This is a genomic window from Streptomyces sp. DSM 106670 (assembly GCF_055792845.1).
Genome location: NZ_CM147704.1, coordinates 6,422,358 through 6,441,001, shown reverse-complemented (window position 1 = coordinate 6,441,001; position 18,644 = coordinate 6,422,358). Strand labels below are relative to the sequence as shown.

General features: G+C 72.1%; 16 protein-coding genes. 4 read left to right on the top strand and 12 right to left on the bottom strand.

All coding sequences use genetic code 11. The features are described 5' to 3' along the window. Positions 1-350: 350 nt before the first annotated feature. Entirely contained in the window at positions 351-584 is a 234-nt protein-coding gene (locus tag ACSMXR_RS28610; protein ID WP_030080091.1) for a DUF7455 domain-containing protein, read from the top strand. A gap of 120 nt (positions 585-704) precedes the next feature. Here ACSMXR_RS28610 and ACSMXR_RS28605 read toward each other — a convergent pair whose 3' ends face one another. From ACSMXR_RS28605 to ACSMXR_RS28580, 6 genes are all read right to left on the bottom strand, one after another. Continuing rightward, the gene (locus ACSMXR_RS28605) at positions 705-1,535 is read right to left on the bottom strand and encodes a S1 family peptidase (RefSeq protein ID WP_364890974.1); all 831 of its coding nucleotides are present in this window, start codon (positions 1,533-1,535) and stop codon (positions 705-707) included. Between the two features lie 135 nt (positions 1,536-1,670). Next, positions 1,671-3,218, bottom strand: coding sequence for an RNA polymerase sigma factor (locus tag ACSMXR_RS28600; protein WP_137230149.1), 1,548 nt, complete (start codon positions 3,216-3,218; stop codon positions 1,671-1,673). A 323-nt stretch (positions 3,219-3,541) separates the two neighbouring features. Continuing rightward, complete coding sequence (locus tag ACSMXR_RS28595) at positions 3,542-4,429, bottom strand: FadR/GntR family transcriptional regulator (protein ID WP_170994441.1); 888 nt, start codon at positions 4,427-4,429, stop codon at positions 3,542-3,544. A gap of 160 nt (positions 4,430-4,589) precedes the next feature. Further along, positions 4,590-6,326, bottom strand: a complete 1,737-nt coding sequence (locus ACSMXR_RS28590; RefSeq protein ID WP_473170195.1) for an ATP-binding cassette domain-containing protein — start codon at positions 6,324-6,326, stop codon at positions 4,590-4,592. Positions 6,327-6,471: 145 nt separating this feature from the next. Then, positions 6,472-7,230 (bottom strand): NUDIX hydrolase, encoded by a 759-nt coding sequence (locus ACSMXR_RS28585; protein WP_030080101.1) that lies wholly within the window; start codon positions 7,228-7,230, stop codon positions 6,472-6,474. 91 nt (positions 7,231-7,321) lie between these two features. Next, on the bottom strand, positions 7,322-8,731 hold the full coding sequence (locus ACSMXR_RS28580) for a DUF4192 domain-containing protein (RefSeq protein WP_473170194.1): 1,410 nt from the start codon (positions 8,729-8,731) through the stop codon (positions 7,322-7,324). 110 nt (positions 8,732-8,841) lie between these two features. Here ACSMXR_RS28580 and ACSMXR_RS28575 point away from each other — a divergent pair, with 110 nt between their 5' ends. Together ACSMXR_RS28575 and ACSMXR_RS28570 are read left to right on the top strand one after the other, a co-directional pair. Then, a complete protein-coding gene (locus ACSMXR_RS28575) occupies positions 8,842-11,013 on the top strand; it encodes a RecQ family ATP-dependent DNA helicase (protein ID WP_364890979.1) in 2,172 nt (723 codons plus the stop codon). 216 nt (positions 11,014-11,229) lie between these two features. Continuing rightward, on the top strand, positions 11,230-11,871 hold the full coding sequence (locus tag ACSMXR_RS28570) for a hypothetical protein (protein WP_137230138.1): 642 nt from the start codon (positions 11,230-11,232) through the stop codon (positions 11,869-11,871). A gap of 117 nt (positions 11,872-11,988) precedes the next feature. Here the strand turns inward: ACSMXR_RS28570 and ACSMXR_RS28565 are convergent, their stop codons facing one another. From ACSMXR_RS28565 to ACSMXR_RS28540, 6 genes are all read right to left on the bottom strand, one after another. Next, positions 11,989-12,627 (bottom strand): hypothetical protein, encoded by a 639-nt coding sequence (locus ACSMXR_RS28565; protein WP_381793891.1) that lies wholly within the window; start codon positions 12,625-12,627, stop codon positions 11,989-11,991. Positions 12,628-12,689: 62 nt separating this feature from the next. Next, a complete protein-coding gene (locus ACSMXR_RS28560; protein WP_376188824.1) occupies positions 12,690-13,400 on the bottom strand; it encodes a ribonuclease HII in 711 nt (236 codons plus the stop codon). Between the two features lie 149 nt (positions 13,401-13,549). Further along, positions 13,550-15,394: a DUF4153 domain-containing protein gene (locus ACSMXR_RS28555; RefSeq protein ID WP_473170193.1), complete on the bottom strand. Its 1,845-nt coding sequence runs from the start codon at positions 15,392-15,394 to the stop codon at positions 13,550-13,552. Between the two features lie 250 nt (positions 15,395-15,644). Continuing rightward, entirely contained in the window at positions 15,645-16,553 is a 909-nt protein-coding gene (locus tag ACSMXR_RS28550) for an ADP-ribosylglycohydrolase family protein (RefSeq protein ID WP_137230130.1), read from the bottom strand. Positions 16,554-16,565: 12 nt separating this feature from the next. After that, a complete protein-coding gene (locus ACSMXR_RS28545; protein WP_137230128.1) occupies positions 16,566-17,225 on the bottom strand; it encodes a histidine phosphatase family protein in 660 nt (219 codons plus the stop codon). Between the two features lie 98 nt (positions 17,226-17,323). Beyond that, a complete protein-coding gene (locus tag ACSMXR_RS28540) occupies positions 17,324-17,929 on the bottom strand; it encodes a YdbC family protein (RefSeq protein ID WP_364890986.1) in 606 nt (201 codons plus the stop codon). Between the two features lie 173 nt (positions 17,930-18,102). Here ACSMXR_RS28540 and ACSMXR_RS28535 point away from each other — a divergent pair, with 173 nt between their 5' ends. Further along, complete coding sequence (locus tag ACSMXR_RS28535; protein WP_381848093.1) at positions 18,103-18,639, top strand: TerD family protein; 537 nt, start codon at positions 18,103-18,105, stop codon at positions 18,637-18,639. The last annotated feature ends 5 nt before the right edge of the window (positions 18,640-18,644 follow it).

Below are 18,644 nucleotides of genomic sequence, written 5' to 3'. Positions count from 1 at the left end.
TGTAACGCCACCCTCGGGGAATCCTCATGCTAGTCGAGCTTCTTCCAGGCTCGCATGGGTGTTCGATCATTCGTTGGAGTGACGTGCACATCACGTTCCCTTCGACGCATGAACCATTTAGGCTCCGGGCACGTCCTCATGAACAAACCGGCAAGCCGGCCGGCGGGACCGACCCCCTAGACAAGCAATGCGAAACCGTAGCGCTCCGCATACGGCACATTCGCCGCCAACCGGCAACAGACAGCCACACCGAGAAGAAGTTTCGAAGAAAAGCCACGAGCGGGAACGTTTTCGGCCTGGTTGGATGTTGACCCTGGTACGACAGCTCGTCGAGCTAGAGAAGAGGCGACGTGACTACTGTTCTGACCCCCGCGAGCCCGCTGACCGCAGCAGACCGCTGTGACCGTTGCGGCGCCCAGGCATATCTGCGCGTCGTCCTGATCAGCGGCGGTGAACTGCTCTTCTGCGCCCACCACGGACGCAAGTTCGAGCCGGAACTCAAGAAGATCGCCGCGGAAATACAGGATGAGACGGATCGGCTCACCGCCGTGCAGACGGCTTCCGCCGACGAGGACCAACACTGACACCTCGCATCCACGACGAGCCAGGGGCCGGTCCAGGACCGGCCGACGGGCGGCTCCCCCACCGGGGGAGCCGCCCGTTCTCGTCGTGACGGCCGGACCGCCCACGCGGCCCGGTCCGGCTCAGATACGGCCCGCGGCCCATTCCAGGGCGGCGGAGACCCGGGTGTACACCCCGGGGCTTCCCGCGCGCCCGCAGCCGCTCCCCCAGGACACCAGGCCGATGAGCCGCCCACGGGCCACCAGCGGCCCGCCGCTGTCGCCCTGGCACGCATCCCGGCCGCCCGCCGGATCGCCCGCACAGACCATCGCCGAGGCCCTGTACGTGCCCTCCTGGCCGCCCGGGTAGGCGCGCGCGCAGTCGCTGTCCGGCAGGACCCGCACCCGCGCGGAGCGCAGCACGGAGGCGTACGTACCGCTTCCGGTCGTGTCGCCCCACCCGTAGACGTCCGCCGCGGTCCCGGCCCGGTAGGCGGCGTCCCCGCCCCTGGCCATCGGGATGACGCCGTCCTTCGGCAGTGCGCGGGACAGGGTCAGCACCGCGAGGTCGCCGGCGTTGGAGACGGGGTCGTACTTCGGGTTCACCCAGATGGACCGGACCGGGATCTCCTGGCCGCCGGAGTCGCTCAGCCGCTCCCGGCCGGCGATCACCAGCAGGTCCTTCACCCGGTCCGCCGGTCCGCCGAGCGCCTCGTCACTCAGACAGTGGGCGGCCGTCAGGATCTTCGTGGGCGCCACGGCGACGCCGCCGCAGAACTGACCCGAGCGCGCCCCTCCGAACCGGTCCCGGCTCGACAGCGCCACCGCCCAGGGGCTGTCGGCCACGGGGGCGGGCCGGCCGCCGACGATGATGCTGTCCGCGGCCGCCGGGGCGGGCGAGGCGAACGGCAGCACGGCCGCGGCGGCGGTCAGGGCGAGCACCCCGGTCAGGGCACGGACGACGGGACGGGGCATGGAGGCTCCTGACGCTGAGGTGACAAGTGATCCACCCAGCGTGATCCAGCCGGTCCGGGTACGCACCCGAGGACACGCCGGAGGGCCCGGATCCCCTGGGGGTTCCGGGCCCTCGGCCGGTGAAAATACCGCGATCTAGTCGAGGTAGTCGCGCAGCACCTGGGAGCGCGACGGGTGACGAAGCTTCGACATCGTCTTCGACTCGATCTGACGGATGCGCTCACGCGTCACGCCGTAGACCTTGCCGATCTCGTCGAGCGTCTTCGGCTGACCGTCGGTGAGACCGAAGCGCATCGAGACCACGCCGGCCTCACGCTCGGAGAGCGTGTCGAGCACCGAGTGGAGCTGCTCCTGGAGGAGCGTGAAGCTGACCGCGTCCGCCGGGACGACGGCCTCGGAGTCCTCGATCAGGTCACCGAACTCGCTGTCACCGTCCTCGCCGAGCGGGGTGTGCAGCGAGATCGGCTCGCGACCGTACTTCTGGACCTCGATGACCTTCTCGGGGGTCATGTCGAGTTCCTTGGCCAGCTCCTCCGGGGTGGGCTCGCGGCCCAGGTCCTGGAGCATCTGGCGCTGCACGCGCGCGAGCTTGTTGATGACCTCGACCATGTGCACCGGGATACGGATGGTGCGGGCCTGGTCGGCCATGGCGCGGGTGATCGCCTGACGGATCCACCAGGTGGCGTACGTGGAGAACTTGTAGCCCTTGGTGTAGTCGAACTTCTCGACCGCGCGGATCAGACCGAGGTTGCCCTCCTGGATCAGGTCCAGGAAGAGCATGCCGCGACCGGTGTAGCGCTTGGCCAGGGAGACCACCAGACGGAGGTTGGCCTCCAGCAGGTGGTTCTTGGCCCGGCGGCCGTCCTCGGCGATGATCTCCAGCTCGCGCTTGAGCTTCGGCGCGAGCTTGTCGGCGTTCGCCAGCTTGTCCTCGGCGAAGAGACCGGCCTCGATGCGCTTGGCGAGCTCGACCTCCTGCTCGGCGTTGAGGAGGGGAACCTTGCCGATCTGCTTCAGGTAGTCCTTGACCGGGTCGGCGGTGGCGCCGGCGACGGCGACCTGCTGGGCAGGTGCGTCGTCCTCGTCGTCGTCGGAGAGGACGAAGCCCTTGTTCTCGCCCTCGCCCTCCTCTTCCTCACCCTTGCCGGCCTTGACTTCCTCGGCGGCCTCGTCACCGTCGAGCAGCTCGTCGTCCTGCTTGCCGGACTTCTTCGCCGCTGTCTTCTTGGCCGCCGTCTTCTTCGCGGCGGTCTTCTTGGCAGCCGTCTTCTTGGCTGCCGCCTTCTTGGCGGGAGCGGCCGCGACGGCGTCGTCGGCCACCGCGTCCGCACTCTCGGCCGTCGGGGCGGCGGTGGCCGCGACGGTCCTGGTCACGGTGGTCTTCGCCGCGACGGTCTTGGTGGCGGTGCGCTTGACCGGGCTCTTCGCTGCGACGCTCTTGCGGGCGCGCTTCGGCGACTCCGCGGCACTGACCATCAGCGTCACACCCTCTTCCTCGAGGATCTGGTTGAGGCTGCGCAGAACGTTCTTCCACTGGGTTGGCGGAATCTGGTCAGCCTCGAAGGCCCGACGCACGTCATCGCCGGCGATCTGCCCATCAGCCTTTCCCCGCTCGATGAGCGCCATCACAGACTCGGACTCGGCGATCTCCGGCGGGAGCGTACGGGATGTGCTGGCCGACACGAACAACCTCTCGGAACGATGGAAACGGCTTCCGGCCCTGCCCTGGAGAGGGCGGGAACCGACGACCGTCGACTGGGGATGTCGCCGACGGCGCGGGTTAGGCCTCAGAACTGCACAGCGCGCCCAAGGGCTGCTGTATTCCTTCCGCGACGCTCACCTCTTAAGTCATCGCGCTGCTTCGAGGAGTGTTACGGCCAATCCGCGTGGCCCGAGTCACACCTCATTTGCGGCGAAACGGGCGATGGACGGCATCCCCTCACAATTGTGCCGCCGGACCCGTGCGGCCCGGCGGCACCGGGCCCACACTTCCGGCCGCGCCCCGGTCAGTGCTCGCGCGGCGCGGGAACCACACGCTCGACGTCGGGGTGGACGACGAGCAGCTGACGCATGGCCGTCTCGGCGGCCCCGGCGTCACCCGAGGCCAGGGCGTCGGCGATGCGCGCGTGATGGGCGAGCGAGGTCTCGCCGGGCCGGTCACAGCCGGTGACGGGACCGCCGGAGACATGGAGGGCGGCCGAGACGATGCCGGAGAGGTGTTCGAGCATCCGGTTGCCCGCGGCCTGGATGAGCAGGGCGTGGAACTCCGCGTCGGCGCGGGAGAAGGTGATCGCGTCCCCCTGCCCCATCGCGTGCCCCATGATCTCCACCATGTCGCCGAGGCGCTGCTGGATGTCGTCCCGGCCGTGCCCGGCCGCGAGGCGGGCCGCGAGCGGTTCGATGGTCCAGCGGAGCTCGGCCAGCTCACGGCGCTGGTCGTCCCGCTGCGGACCGAAGGCCCGCCATTCGATGATGTCGGGATCCAGCAGGTTCCAGTCGCTGACCGGGCGGACCCTCGTCCCCACATTGGGGCGCGCGCTGACCAGCCCCTTGGCTTCGAGGACGCGCAGGGATTCGCGTACGACGGTGCGGGAGACCTCGAACCGCTGGCCGATCTCCTCGGGAACGAGGGGGCGGTCAGCGCCGAGGTCACCGGAAACGATCATCTGGCCCAGCTGCTGGACGAGTTGGCCGTGGAGACCGCGCCCGCGGCTGGCCGCCCCCCGTCGGCTCGCCCGTCCCAACTCGGAATCGGCACCGCCCCAGGACCGGGCTGCGGCACGCTCGCCGGCCTGCGCCTCCGTATAGGGATAGCGGTCGAGTTCGCCCGGGCCGGCCAGTCCGGAGTCGACGGTGCGGGCGGCGGTCATCATGGTGTGCGCAAGGGTACTCACGCATCCTTTGTCGGCGCGGCTCGCCCGCCCCTTGAGGTCTTTGGTGAAAAGCACACGAAAGGGTGATCGGCGCTCGCTCCGCAATTGACGCCATATACCTACAAACCCGGCATTTCTCAGGGAGTTACGGGCTCCTGTCCTCGACGTGGCACGACGGTGATCACCAACGCGCCTTTCCTCGAAGGCTGGTGAACAGATACGCGCAGATCAGGGCTGACAACGACAGGGCGAGCGCCGTCCCGACGGGTTGGGCCACCACCCGCGCGGCGGCGAGGACCCAGTGGTCGGCCTGGAGCGGCAGCTGCCATCCGGCCAGTTCGCGCAGCCGGCCCGGGAGTCCGGCGACCGAACGTGCGGACGGTGCCGCGAAGAGCTTCTGCACCAGCGGAACAACAAGCACCGGAACGGCCAGCACCGCCGCGATGCCCGCTCCGGCCACCCGGAAGACGCCGGCCGCCAACAGCCCCGCCCAGGCGCAGCCGACCGTCAGAGCGGCCCAACTCACGCCCAGTGCCACGGCGTTCGAAGGGATCTCGATCAAATCCGGTCCGTATACGAGCCGGAGGCACTGCGCTCCGCACACCACCGCGAGACCGGCGAGCAGCAGGGCGAAACCCGCGGTCACGGTGAGCTTGGCCAGCAGCAGCCCGAGCCGCCGGGGCACGGTGCCGCGCGCGGCCGCGAGTGCCGGATAGCGGAACTCGTCCCCGAAGGAGAGCGCCCCGAGCAGACCCGCGCCGAGCGCGGCGGGAGGCAGCGGCAGCAGGGCGGGCCATGCGGCGAGCACGCGGGGCAGCGCGGTGCCGTCGGTGCGGGCGAGCAGCACGGACACCACGGCCGACACCACCAGAACGGCCGCCATGATCATGGCCGTTGTCCTGACGCCGAGGGAGCGGCGCAGTTCGTACCGGAGCGGGCGCAGGGGGCCGCGTGCGGGACGCACCCGGATCGGGGGCGGCAACTCGGACAGGGCGGCGGCCGAGTCGTCGCGCTCCCCGCTCCCGCTCTCCGCAGGGGCGGCGGGGCCGGTGTCGCCGATCTCGTCGGCGAGCTGGTGCACGGGGACGCCGTGCCGGTAGGCGGTGTCGCCGATCTCCGCGCAGTTGCTGCCGTAGACCGTCAGCCGGCCGGCCGCTTCCTCGACCACTTCGACGGAGCGCTGTGCGGCCCGGGCCTCCCGGCTGACCACGGCCGCCAGCCGGGCCGCGTGCGGGGTGCGGACGGCGACCCGGGCCCGGAGCCGGGTGCGGGCGAAGTCGGCGACGTCCTGGTCGGCGACGAGGCGCCCGCCGCCGATGGTAACGACGCGGTCGGCCGTGCGGGCCGCCTCCTTGGGGTCGCCGGTGGTGTGGAGAACCGTGCCGCCCTGGGCCGCGTGCGCGCGCAACAGCCCGTACAACCAGCTGTTCTCGCGGGGGGACAGCCCCTCCGCGGGCTCGTCCAGGATCAGCGTGTGCGGGTCTCCGAGCAGCGCGCAGGCGAGGCCGAGCCGACGGTCCATGCCCACCGAGAGCGTGCCCAGACGCTGGTCCCCGAGCCCGGCGAGACCGACCACTTCGAGCACTTCGTCGGCCCGGGTGGCGGGCACGCCGGCCGCCGCGCAGAGCATACGGAGCTGGCCCCGGGCGGTCCGGGAGGGGTGGCCCGGTACATCGCCGAGCAGTACGCCCACTTCCCGCGCCGGATGGGCGATGCGGTGCAGCGGCCGCCCCCGGAAGTAGGCGACGCCCCGCCCGGCGTCCAGTTCGAGCATCAGACGCAGGGCCGTGGTCCTGCCCGAGCCCGGGGCGCCCAGCAGGGCCGTGACACGGCCGGGCGGAGCCTCGAAGGTCAGATCGTTCACGGCGGGCGGAGCGTCGCGACGGGGGGTGCTGGTGAGTCCGATGGCCTGGAGCATCGCTTCTCTCGCGTCTCTCGCGGAAGGTGAGACCGCTCGGCGGCAGGGGGTTACCCAGCAACATAACGCGACATTTCCGACTTTTGGTGCAGGGGTGAGCCGACAGGCGTTCCGCGCGGCCATCGACGGCGGAACGCCCGGTGGCTCAGACCTCGGGCCGCAGCATCGGCGGATTGAGGACCGTGGCCGCCCCGGCCCGGAACAACTGCGCGGGCCGGCCGCCCTGTCGCGTGGTCGTCCCGCCGGAAGGCACCAGGAATCCGGGCGTTCCGGTGACCTTGCGATGGAAGTTGCGGGGGTCGAGAACCACGCCCCACACCGCTTCGTACACCCGGCGCAACTCGCCGACCGTGAACTCCGGCGGGCAGAACGCCGTGGCCAGCGAGGAGTATTCGATCTTGGAGCGGGCCCGCTCCACTCCGTCGGCCAGAATCCGGGCGTGGTCGAAAGCCAGCGGCGCCGCCTGTTCGCCCTCACGTCCGGTGCCGGGGTGCAGCAGATCCTCGACCGGCGCCCAGCGCGCGCTGTTGGCATCGCCGCCGGCCCGGGGCGCGGGCAGGTCCGGTGCGAGGGCGAGGTGGGCGACGCTGACCACGCGCATCCGGGGGTCGCGCGCCGGATCGCCGTAGGTGGCCAACTGCTCCAGATGCGCGCCGTTGCCCACGGCGGGTTTCGCCGGATCGTGTGCGCAGAGGCCGGTTTCCTCGACGAGTTCACGTGCCGCCGCGGACCCCAGGTCCTCGTCCATCCTGACGAATCCGCCGGGCAGCGCCCATCGGCCCTGGAACGGGGTCTCTCCGCGGCGGACGACCAACGCGCAGAGCGCGTGACGGCGCACCGTGAGCACGACCAGGTCGACGGTGACAGCGAAGGGCGGGAAGGTCGACGGGTCGTAGGGCGGCATGTCGCGATCATAGTCGTCTGCCTGACGATAAACACTCCCTTCGGCATGCTCGTGATCAGTCCGGGTGCCGCGGTCGGTTCCGGGTGACGGGTCATCGGCGCGTCCTGGTGCCGCGTCGGCCGTACCGCCGGGCCTCGCGCGGCCGCCGCCCGGCCACCGAGGGCCGGGGACGGACCGATCCCGGTGCCGCCCTTCCCCGCTCGGCGCCCGGAGGCCGGGGAGCCCGCCCGCGCCGCCGGCCGCCGTCGGGCAGCGGACGGACCCTGCGGACACGCAGCGGGGTGGCACCCCGGTCGGCGGCGGTGGACACCGATACCTCCGCCGCCCCGGCGCCGGAGCCCGTCCTCGCGCCCGCGGCCTCGCCCTCGACCGGTCCCCCGTCCACGGTCTCGCGCAGGCAGCGGCGCAGGGCCTCCGGATCGAGCCCTTCGTTGCAGGCCCGGTGCAGCAGCTGGGCGAAGGTGTAGTCGGGGTCGGCTCGCAGTGCCAGCGTCAGGGCGACCCGTGCGCCCGGCTCGTCTCCGGTGGACCAGGACACCCAGCCCGCCAGGGTGAGCGGAGCGGCCGCGTGCTCCCCGTACCGCCCGACGCAGCGCCGTGCCAGGACCCGCCACAGACGCAGCGCCGACTGTGCTTCCGCCCCCTCCATCCAGGCCGCGGCCCTGTCCCGGGTCTCCCGGTCCTGGAGCCCGAGGATGACCGCGGCGGCCTCGTCGGAGCCGATGAGCTGGTCGTCCCCGGCGTCCGCGAGCGCGGGAGGGGCCGGCTGCGCCCGTTCGATGCGGTCCATGAGCGTGCGCGCCAGCTGAAGGGTCTCCGCCGCGACCTCCCGCCTGGCCCGCTCGTCCAGGAGCCTCGGCATCAGCACCGGCACCGCCCTGTCCAGGGCCTCCTGCTGCGTGGTCACGTCGACCGGGGACCGCCAGGGCTGAAGCCTCGCCTCCATGTCGCGCAGCGTGCCCCGGACATGGACGCCCGCGTAGGTGGCGGCCGCGGCCATCACCGTGGTGCCGGGCATGGCCAGCGGATTTCCCTGCTCGGGGCAGCAGCGGGGATCGGGGCAGCAGTAGGACCAGTAGCGGCCGTCGGAGATGCAGAGCGCTTCGAGGACGGGCACGTCGAGCGCTCCGCACGCCGTGCGCAGGCGTTGCGCGAACGGCCTGAGCCGCTCCATGGTCAGCGGGCCGCCCGAGCCGTCCGGCGAGTCCTGGCAGAGGAAGATCACGATCGCGTCGGGCCGTCCTTCACAGCGCTCGCTCCCCGATACCAGGCACTCCGCCAGCTGGTCGGCGACCGGCCCCCATTCGCCGGGCGCCTGCGGAATGCCGAGCCGGAGCCGGCCGCCGAACCGGCCCCGCCCGCCGTGCAGGGCGACCATCACGACGCTGTCGTTGGGGTAGAAGCCCATGAGATACGGGAGGGCGTCCGCGAGCTCGGCGGGGCCGCGCAGGGTGATCTGCTGTTCCCCGGCCGGGCCGGTGGATTCGTGGTGCTTGTTCATGGCTTGACGGTCCCGCAGCCCGCCAGATCCCGCGACCCCTGTGGATAACGTTATCCACAGGCTCGACCTGTCGTTCGCGGTTTGTCGTGGCCATCGGGTTGCATGGGGGCATGACCAACGCAGATCGTGCAGCTCTCAGGGCTTCGGCCGATTCCGTCCTCGCCCGCCTGGTGGGCGATGCCACCGGTACGGCCGTGCTGCGCGAGGACCAGTGGGTGGCCATCGAGGCGCTCGTCGCCGACAAACGCAGAGCCCTGGTCGTGCAGCGCACCGGCTGGGGCAAGTCCGCCGTCTACTTCGTGGCGACCTCGCTGCTCCGCGCGCAGGGCAGCGGCCCGACGGTGATCGTCTCGCCGCTGCTGGCCCTGATGCGCAACCAGGTCGCGGCCGCGGCCCGGGCCGGGATCAGCGCCCGCACGATCAACTCGTCCAACACGGAGGAGTGGGAGAGCGTCCAGGCCGAGGTGGCGGCGGGCGAGGTCGACGTCCTGCTCGTGAGCCCGGAACGCCTCAACAATCCCGACTTCCGCGACCAGGTGCTGCCGAAACTGGCGGCGGCGACCGGGCTTCTGGTGGTCGACGAGGCCCACTGCATCTCCGACTGGGGGCACGACTTCCGGCCCGACTACCGGCGGCTGCGGACGATGCTCGCCGATCTGCCGACGGGGGTCCCGGTGCTCGCCACCACCGCCACGGCCAACGCCCGTGTGACGGCGGACGTCGCGGAACAGCTGGGCACCGGCGCGGGCACCGACGCACTGGTGCTGCGAGGCCCGCTGGACCGGGAGAGCCTGAGTCTGAGCGTGCTGCAACTGCCGGGCGCGGCACACCGGCTGGCCTGGCTGGGCGACCACCTCGGCGAGCTTCCCGGCTCCGGGATCATCTACACGCTGACCGTCGCGGCGGCCGAGGAGATCACGGCCTATCTGCGCCAGAACGGGCACGCGGTGGCCTCGTACACCGGGCGGACCGAGAACGCCGAACGCCAGCAGGCCGAGGACGACCTGCTGGCCAACCGGGTCAAGGCGCTGGTCGCCACGTCCGCGCTGGGCATGGGATTCGACAAGCCCGACCTCGGCTTCGTCGTGCACCTGGGCTCGCCCTCCTCCCCCATCGCCTACTACCAGCAGGTCGGGCGTGCGGGGCGCGGCGTCGAGCACGCCGAGGTGCTGCTGCTCCCCGGCAAGGAGGACGAGGCGATCTGGCAGTACTTCGCCTCCGTCGCCTTCCCGCCGGAGGAGCAGGTCCGGCGCACCCTGGACGTTCTGGCCCGCGCGGAGCGGCCGGTCTCCCTCCCCGCGCTGGAGCCCCTGGTCGATCTGCGGCGGACCAGGCTGGAGACGATGCTCAAGGTGCTGGACGTCGACGGTGCGGTGAAGCGCGTCAAGGGCGGCTGGATCTCCACGGGCGCCCCTTGGGTCTACGACGCCGAGCGCTATGCCTGGGTGGCCCGGCAGCGGGAGGCCGAGCAGCAGGCCATGCGTGACTACGCCTCGACGACGGCGTGCCGGATGGAGTTCCTGCGGCTGCGCCTCGACGACGAGGAGGCCGCGCCCTGCGGACGCTGTGACAACTGCGCGGGCGCCCGGTTCGACGACAAGGTCTCCACCGCCGCCCTGGACGGAGCGCGCAACGAACTGGGCCGGCCCGGCGTCGAGGTGGATCCCCGCAAGATGTGGCCCACCGGCCTGCCCGCGGTGGGCATCGATCTCAAGGGGCGCATCCCGGCGGGAGAGCTGTCCTTCACCGGCCGGGCGCTCGGCAGGCTCTCCGACATCGGCTGGGGCAACCGGCTGCGTCCCCTGCTCGCGGCACAGGCTCCGGACGGGCCGGTGCCGGACGACGTCACGAACGCCGTGGTCACCGTGCTCGCCGACTGGGCGAAGGGGCCGGGTGGTTGGTCCTCCGGTTCGGCGGACGCGGCTCCGCGGCCGGTCGGTGTGGTGACCGTCGCCTCGCGCCGCAGGCCTCAACTGGTCCGGTCGCTCGGCCAGCGCATCTCCGAAATCGGCCGGATGCCCCTGCTCGGGACGGTCTCGTACGCGCCGGGCGCCGAGGACGTGATGATGTCGCAGACCAACAGCGCCCAGCGGGTGCGGGCGTTGCACGAGGCCCTGGTCGTGGAGCCGGAGCTGGCGGAGGCGTTGGCGGCCGCGAACGGTCCTGTCCTGCTGGTGGACGATCTTTCGGACACCGGCTGGACCCTGGCCGTGGCCGGGCGGCTGCTGCGGCGGGCCGGAGCGCAGGGGGTGTTTCCGCTGGTCCTCGCGGTTCAGGCGTGACAGGAGGAGTCATCCCGGGCGGGTCTGGGCAGGGATATCAGTGTCATTCCGGCTGATTCCCGTCAGCCGCAGCAATTGCTCGTTGCCGCCTGCCGGTAGGCCAGGGAGAATTGGAGATGCCCCCGCACAGTTCCTCATCGGGCCCGGAAGGGCTGTGTCGCGGCGCGCCCTCACTCGACCCTGCCCGCACCACGGGCGCGTAGCGAAGGGAGGACCGTGACCTTCGGATTCGCCCCGCCCACAGCCACTTCGACAGCGGCGTCCTCGGTTTCCGCAGACTCCGTCAACCGCCTTGCCCGGATGCTCGAACCAGCGGAGTGGGCCTCGGCGGGTATACCCCTGCTCCGCAGTCCCCGGGAAGTCGTCAGCGGGCTGCACTCCCGGCACCGGCCGGTGCCGACCACGGCCGTGGTCGCGGTCCTCGATCATGAGGAACGGCTCACGGCGAGCGCCTCGTTCGCCCGCCGGACGACGGTGGCCGCGGACGGCTGGGAGTTCCGCAACGCCCTGCTGGCGCAGTTGCGGCGCGTCATCCCGCACGATCTGCGCCGCCGCACCCCGGTCCGTACGGCCGTCCTGCTGTACTGCCGTGACGGCGACGAACGGTGGACCGAGGAGGACGGTGCGTGGATGTGGGGCCTCCGGGACGCCTGCACCCTGCACGGGCTCCGCTGCGGGGCCTACATCACGCTCACCCGAGGGGGCTGGCAGGTGCTCGGCGAGGGAAGGGGCGGGCGACGGCCCAGCTCGCTGTCGGAGCCCTCACTGCTGGCCGACGCCGTCAGCGACCACCGGGCCTCCCCGACCCGGTCGGGCGGCGGCGCGGCGGAGGCACTGCGCCGGACCGCCGCCCGCTGAAGGGCACCGACCCGGCAGCCATCGGGTCGTCGGGGCAGGCCCGGTGCACGGCCCGGAGACCGGCGGTGGCGCCTCCGGCCGCCCGTGCGGGCGGCCGGGGACACCGGTGGGGCGTGTTCAGACCCCGGCGCCGAGCGCGGAGTTGATCGTCTGCGGGTCTCCGCAGACGATCAGCAGCGCCGCCGCACGGTCGCGTGCGACGGGCAGCGTACGGGCCGCCGCGGTCCGGTCGGCGTCGTTGACCGCGACGACGACCACGGGCCGGGAGCCGGCCTTCTCCGCGAAGGAGGCGTCGGCGAAGAAGACGTCGTCGCCCGCGTCGTGCTGGGCCCAGTACGCGGCTTCGCCGAAGGACAGCTCGTGGGCGGCCCACGGGTGCTGTTCGCCGGTGGTGAGCACCAGGATGTCTCCCGGTGCGCGACCGGACTCCAGCAGCAGGTCGACGGCCTCCTCGGCCGCGTCGAGTGCGCCCGCTGCAGGCGCCGGGATCAGCTGGATCTGCGGCGCGGAACGATCCTCCGTCGGCGCCGGGCGGGTGGGTGCCGGTGCGGCGGGCGCCGCGGGGGCGGGGTGGGCGCGCTGCGCCGGGGGCGCGGGGCGCGCGGGGCCGGGGCCCGGACGACCGGGACGCGGGGTGGCCGCGGAACGCGGACCGGGTACGGGACGGGGGGTCGGCGCGGTGCGGCCGGCGGCCGGAGTGACGCGGGGACCCTGGGCGCTCTCGGGAATCTGAGGCTCCTCGGAGATCGGAGGCATGCAAGGTGGTCGGTGCGAACGCCGATGTCGTCGGCGTCGGTAAGAGGGGCGCGTGTGCGCGATCAGAATTCGAAGCCGAGCTGGCCCCCGCTTTCGAGTGCGGCCGCCTCGGCGGAAATACGGACCTTCTTCAGGTGCTGCCACCGGGGCAGCGCGTCCAGATACGCCCAGGAGAGACGGTGATGGGCCGTGGGCCCCCGCTCCTCCAGCGCGGCCCGGTGCACCGGCGAGGGGTACCCCGCGTTGGCGTCGAAGGCGAAGTCGGAGCAGTCCTCGGAGGCGGCGCCCAGTTCGGCCATCATCCCGTCTCGGTGCACCTTGGCGATCACCGAGGCCGCCGCGACCGCGATACAGGACTGGTCGCCCTTGATCACGGTGCGGACCTTCCAGGGAGCGCCCAGGTAGTCGTGCTTGCCGTCGAGGATCACCGCGTCGGGCCGCACCGGCAGTCCGTCCAGGGCCCGCACGGCGGCGAGCCGGAGGGCGGCGGTCATGCCGAGGTCGTCGATCTCCCGCGGCGAGGCCTCGCCCAGCGCGTAGGCGGTGACCCAGCTCCGGAGTACGGGGGCGAGTTCGGCACGCCGCCGGGGGGTCAACAGCTTGGAATCGGTGAGGCCTTCGGGCGGTCGGCGCAGTCCGGTGACCGCCGCGCACACGGTGACGGGTCCGGCCCACGCACCGCGTCCGACCTCATCGACACCGGCGACGGTCCTGGCACCGGTGGTAGCGCGAAGCGAGCGCTCGACGGTGTGCGTGGGTGGTTCGTACGGCATGGCGCCTGCCAGCGTACGCCGAGTGCCACGGCAGCAACACCCCGGGGCGCCGGGCATACCGCGAATCAGCCATCGGAGACGGCTTCGAGACCGCGCGGACCCGCCGAACCCATGGGGCTCGGCGGGTCCGTCGCCCCGGCGGGACGTGCTCAGTACGGGTCGTAGCCGTCGTCGTCCGGCTGGTAGCCGTCGCGGGTTCCGCTTCGGCCCGCCCGGTAGCAGTCGCGGCCGTCGCCCTCGACCGGCCGCTTCTCCAGGATCTCCTTCGCCCGCGCCTCGCCCCAGCTGATCGCGTACCAGGGGGTGTCGGCGTACAGGACCTCGTACTGGATGATCCGCAGCGCGCAGGAGCGTTCCGGTTCGGGCAGTCGGTCCAGGGCCGGCACGGCGTCGGCGGAGAGGTCCTTGACGTAGTCGATGTCGATGGCGGTCGACGTGCTGTCCTCGAAGCGCTGGACGTTCTGTTCGGCGATCAGTCCGTCCGGCGAGAGCAGCCCGAAGGCCAGGACCCCGGCCGCCGCGCTCACCGCGATGGCCCGCGGAAGGAACCGGGCCCCGAAGACTCCGGCCGCCAGGATCAGGATCAGCACCACGCCGAGCCAGAGCTCCATCGCGGCCACGGATATCCGGAGCCTGGTCAGGCCGTACTCCTCGACGTACAGGTCCATGCGGCGCAGCGCGGAGGCGACGACGACGAGGGTGAGCACACAGAGGGTGCCGAGGACGGCGCGCACCAGGGTCCGGTCCCGGCTGCCGCCGCGCGGCGCCCAGCGCAGGGCCAGGGCGATCACGAGGAGGGTGAGCAGGGTGGCCCACAGCAGTTGCCAGAAGCCCTGGCGGGCGTACTCGGCGTGATCGAGGCCGGTCTCCGCCCGCACCTTCTCGTAGCCCCCGAGGAGGACGACGAGCTGGAGGGTGATGAACGCGGCGAAGAGCAGGTTGAGCACCATCAGCGGAAGGGCCCACTCCGCCCGTCCCCGGGGTTTGCCGGGCCGTACGGTGAGCCCGTCCCAGCGCACCGGGGCAGCGGCGGCGTACGCGGCGGCGAGCGCGCCCGCCAGCCCGAGGGCGAACAGGAAGATCCGCCACGGTCCTTCGCCGATCGAGGCGTCGGGCATCAGGCTGCCCAGCAGATCGGCGAACGCGGCGTCGGCGCTGGCGAAGAGGGTTCCGAACACCACCAGCAGCACGAGCGCCACCGCCGTGGTCCGCAGGGCGGCGCCCCAGCGCGCCCGGGAGCCGTCGGCCCGCGCGCGGATCCCCCGTACGCCCCAGATGATGCCGGGCACGACCGAGTCGAACAGGCCCAGCGAGCCGACCAGCACGCCCAGCCAGCTGCGGCTGCCGTGCAGTGCCAGCGAGCCGAGCGCGAAGGCCGACACCACGGCGAGGAAGGTGGGCCAGCCCGCGTCCCGGAGCGCCGGTATCGCGAGCAGCGCGAGCCCTCCCAGCGCCCAGGTCGCGGTCCAGGGCCGCAGCCTGCGGCCCGCGGCCCGTGCGGCGAAGAACGCGGCCAGCGCGGCGGGCACCGCCACGATGAGAAGGTTTACCCCGATTCCATCGCCCAGGAAGAGCGTGCTCAGGACGGCGGTGGCCAGGACCGACCAGAGCACGGCGGAGCGGATGAGGGGCGGCGCGGCGGGCCGGAGCCGGTCCGTCACACCCTCGTCCTTGGCGCCGGGCGCCCCTGCGGCGTACTGCCAGGGGCCGGCGGGCTTACCGGCGCCGGCGGCGGTCCGTGCAGCGGCGGTCTGCGCGCGGGCCGGCTCTTTTCCGGACGCAGGTGCTCCGGATGACGCCGCGCCCGGCGACTGCGGTTCGGACGGCCGTGGTTCGGGCAGCTGTGGCTTGTTCGCGGCCGGTGCGTCCGCGGCCTCGGCGGGCTTGGCGGTCTTCGAGGTCACCGGCGGATCCGGTTGCTCCGGTGGCCGGGGCGTACCGGGTTCCTCGGACTTCTCCGGCGGTCTGGACGGCTCGGACGGCTGATCGGACATGGGACCCCTCCCCGACCGGGTCCACGCGCGGCCCGGGGCCGTCCGCCTGTCCCGGCGTCTCATTCGGCGCACGCCCTCAAGATCAACCAGGGGCGGCGTGGCCGAAAGAGTAATCCCGAACTCGCGTTCGTAGATGCTTCACCGACACGCCGGGTCATCCTGTGGCAGGACCGTGACAGATGACGGCGGGAACGGTTTCAGCGCGGGAACGGGAGCGGTACGGCGGCCGGGAGCAGCGCGGGATCCGGCATCAGCGCAGGGACGGAGTCATCCACGCCGGCGGTTCCTCCGTCTGTGCCAGCCAGTCGGCAGGCGGTGCTCCGGCCTCGCCCGAGGCGACGACACCGCCGACGATGGCGCACGTCGTGTCGACGTCGCCGCCCGCCTGGGCGGTGACCCAGAACGCCTCCTCGTAGTTGCCGAGGCTCCTGGCCGCCGACCAGAGCGCGAACGGCACGGTGTCGTGGGCGCTGGTCCGGCGGCCGTTGCCGAGGACCGCGGCGACCGTCCCGGCGTCCCGGTAGTCCAGCATGTCGCGGGCCCGGCGCAGCCCCGCGCCGACCGCACTGCGCGGCACGAGGGCGATGACGCCGTCGAGGAGGTCCTCGGGGCTCGGCGGCCCGCCGGGGGCGGCGGCGAGCGACGCGGCGGCGGCCACGGCCATCGCGCCGACGACGGCCTCACGGTGCTGGTGCGTGGTGTACGAGGAGATCTCCGCCTGATGCGTGGCCTGCTCGGGATCATCCGCGTACCAGGCGCCGAGCGGGGCGATGCGCATCGCCGAACCGTTGCCCCAGGAGCCCTGGCCGTTGAAGAGGGCCGAGGACAGTTCCCGCCAGTCGCCGCCCTCCCGTACGAGCCTGAGGAGCCGGTTGACGGCGGGGCCGTAGCCCCGGTCGAAGTCGTGGCGCTCGGCGAAGGAGCGGGCGAGCGCGTCCTGGTCGATGCGGTCGTGCTCGGCGAGCACGGCCAGGACCGAGCAGGCCATCTCGGTGTCGTCGGTCCACTGCCAGGGCCCGGACGGCAGGGCCCGCTGTTTCAGCAGGGGGTAGTTGACGGGGACGAAGAACTGGGAGCCCAGGGCGTCTCCCACGGACAGCCCACGCAGGCTGGCCAGGGCGCGTTCGAAGCGCCGCGCGGAAGCAGAATCAGCGGTCATCGCACAGCCACTCTATCCGGTGCGGCCGTACGGCTCAGGGGTTCGCCAGCGTTGAAAGGGCCGGTCGAGCGTGTAGCGGCCGTTCTCGCCGAGCACCAGGGTCCGCGTCTCGCCGTTGCCCGGGTTGGACAGCGACTCGAACTCCGCGACCGACCAGTGGAACCAGCGCATGCAGAACAGCCGCATCGTCAGCCCGTGGGTGACCAGCAGGACGTTCTCCGGGTGGTCCGGCTCCTCGAAGCTGCGGTGCAGGCTCTCCAGGAACGCGCCGACCCGGTCGTAGACGTCGGCGCCGGACTCGCCCTGGGCGAAACGGTAGAAGAAGTGCCCGTAGGCGTCCCGGTAGGCCTTCTGCTGCCGTACGTCGTCCCGGTCCTGCCAGTTGCCCCAGTCCTGCTCGCGCAGCCGGGGCTCCTCGCGGACCCGGACGCGTACCGGGTCCAGGCCGAAGGACCGGAACGTCTCGTGGGTGCGGCGGTACGGCGAGATGTAGACGCTCACCCGCTCCTCGCCGAACTGTTCCCGCAGCTCCTCCCCGGTCGCCCGGGCCTGCCGCAGACCCGTGTCGGTGAGCCGGAGCGCGTGGTCGGGCTCCCGCTCGTACACCGTGTCGTCGGCGTTGCCCTCGGACTCTCCGTGCCGGACGAGGACTATGCGCTGCGGTCGTGCCATGTCCCGAGCCTAGATCGGATCGGGGCGGCACGACCGGTCGGGGCGGCAGGAGGGGGCCGCGCGGGTCACCCGGTCCAGGAGGGGCCGGGCCGCCGGGGTCACACCGTCCAGGACGGTTCCAGGTCCACGACGTCGCCCGTCAGCTCGATCACGTCCGTCTCGGTCTGCGCGCGGGCCGCCAGCCGCTCGGCCCCCGCCGTGCGGTACTTGCCGCGCTCGGCGCTCGACTTCCACAGGGACAGCGCCAGGAACTCGTTGCCGGGCGCCTCGCCGAACACACCGCGCAGCATGCCGGGTGACCCGGCCATGGCGGGATTCCACACCTGCTTCTGCATCAGTACGAAGTGCTCGGCGCGCTCCTCGTGCACCCGGCTGTGCGCGACCCTGACGACGTCCGCCTCCGCGAAGTGGGGCTCGAAGCCCGTCTTCACGTCGAAGCGGCGCTCGAAGAGGGTGACCTGCATATCGCGGAACATGCCCGACTGCCCGGCTGCCAGCCGGTCGTGCCCGCGGGCCATGAAGGAGTCGTAGAAGACGCGGTTCTCCCAGAAAGCGAAGACATGGGCGACGTCGGGGCGCGTTCGGCTCCACCCGCCGCTCTGTCCTCTGAACCCCGGCTCGCCGAGCAGCCCCGCCCACTTCCGCTGTCCCCGTTCGAAACCATGACGGTCCACCACGGAACAGCGAATCCACTTCACCAGCACCGCGCCATCGTACGGCGCGGAACGTGGCGCCGGTCACGGTACCGGTGGGTGGCCCGAATCCGCCGTCCGGTTCCGGGGCAGTTGGTTCAGCGGCCGGTTCCGTACATGATCGGGTCAATCGTGTATCGGGCGAAGAGAACGGTCCACGGGCCGTCGGCCGGGAGGGGAGTTTCTTGAGCACTCCGAACAAGGACATCGAGAAGGTCGAGGTACGGGTCAAATGGGACCCCAGCCCGCACGGGGCGCCGGCCAACGACCTCGACATCATCGCGGCGACCTACCCGGCCGACGATCCGTACGGCGCCCCCGCCTATCTGGTCCACTTCGACAGCCGCTCGCCGGACGGCACCATCACGCTCAACCGGGACAGCCGGACCGGCCAGGGGTTCGGCTTCGACGAGGTCATGACCATCGAGCTGAACCGGCTGGCGGAGCGGTACGGGCGGGTGGTGGTCGGTGTCGCCATCCAGCAGCGCGAGGGCCACAAGACGTTCGGCGCCATAGGGAGCACGGCGATGGAGATCGCCGAGGGCTACACGAAGCTGGCGGAGAACGACTTCTCCGACGTGGCGTGGGCGACCGCGGCGGTGGTCGGGGAGTTCACCCGGGACGGCTCGGGCCCCTGGGGTTTCCGGTCGGCCGTACGCGGTTACGACGGCGACCCCGACGCGTTCGCCGCCGCGATGGGAAGCCGGGCCGCCGAGGGCTGACAACG

What these genes read in the sequence shown, in the direction of transcription:
- ACSMXR_RS28605 (WP_364890974.1), bottom strand. Translation starts at nt 1,535, where the DNA reads ATGCCCCGTCCCGTCGTCCGTGCCCTGACCGGGGTGCTCGCCCTGACC.
- ACSMXR_RS28590 (WP_473170195.1), bottom strand. Translation starts at nt 6,326, where the DNA reads ATGCTCCAGGCCATCGGACTCACCAGCACCCCCCGTCGCGACGCTCCG.
- ACSMXR_RS28585 (WP_030080101.1), bottom strand. Translation starts at nt 7,230, where the DNA reads ATGCCGCCCTACGACCCGTCGACCTTCCCGCCCTTCGCTGTCACCGTC.
- ACSMXR_RS28580 (WP_473170194.1), bottom strand. Translation starts at nt 8,731, where the DNA reads ATGAACAAGCACCACGAATCCACCGGCCCGGCCGGGGAACAGCAGATC.
- ACSMXR_RS28575 (WP_364890979.1), top strand. Translation starts at nt 8,842, where the DNA reads ATGACCAACGCAGATCGTGCAGCTCTCAGGGCTTCGGCCGATTCCGTC.
- ACSMXR_RS28565 (WP_381793891.1), bottom strand. Translation starts at nt 12,627, where the DNA reads ATGCCTCCGATCTCCGAGGAGCCTCAGATTCCCGAGAGCGCCCAGGGT.
- ACSMXR_RS28560 (WP_376188824.1), bottom strand. Translation starts at nt 13,400, where the DNA reads ATGCCGTACGAACCACCCACGCACACCGTCGAGCGCTCGCTTCGCGCT.
- ACSMXR_RS28555 (WP_473170193.1), bottom strand. Translation starts at nt 15,394, where the DNA reads ATGTCCGATCAGCCGTCCGAGCCGTCCAGACCGCCGGAGAAGTCCGAG.
- ACSMXR_RS28550 (WP_137230130.1), bottom strand. Translation starts at nt 16,553, where the DNA reads ATGACCGCTGATTCTGCTTCCGCGCGGCGCTTCGAACGCGCCCTGGCC.
- ACSMXR_RS28545 (WP_137230128.1), bottom strand. Translation starts at nt 17,225, where the DNA reads ATGGCACGACCGCAGCGCATAGTCCTCGTCCGGCACGGAGAGTCCGAG.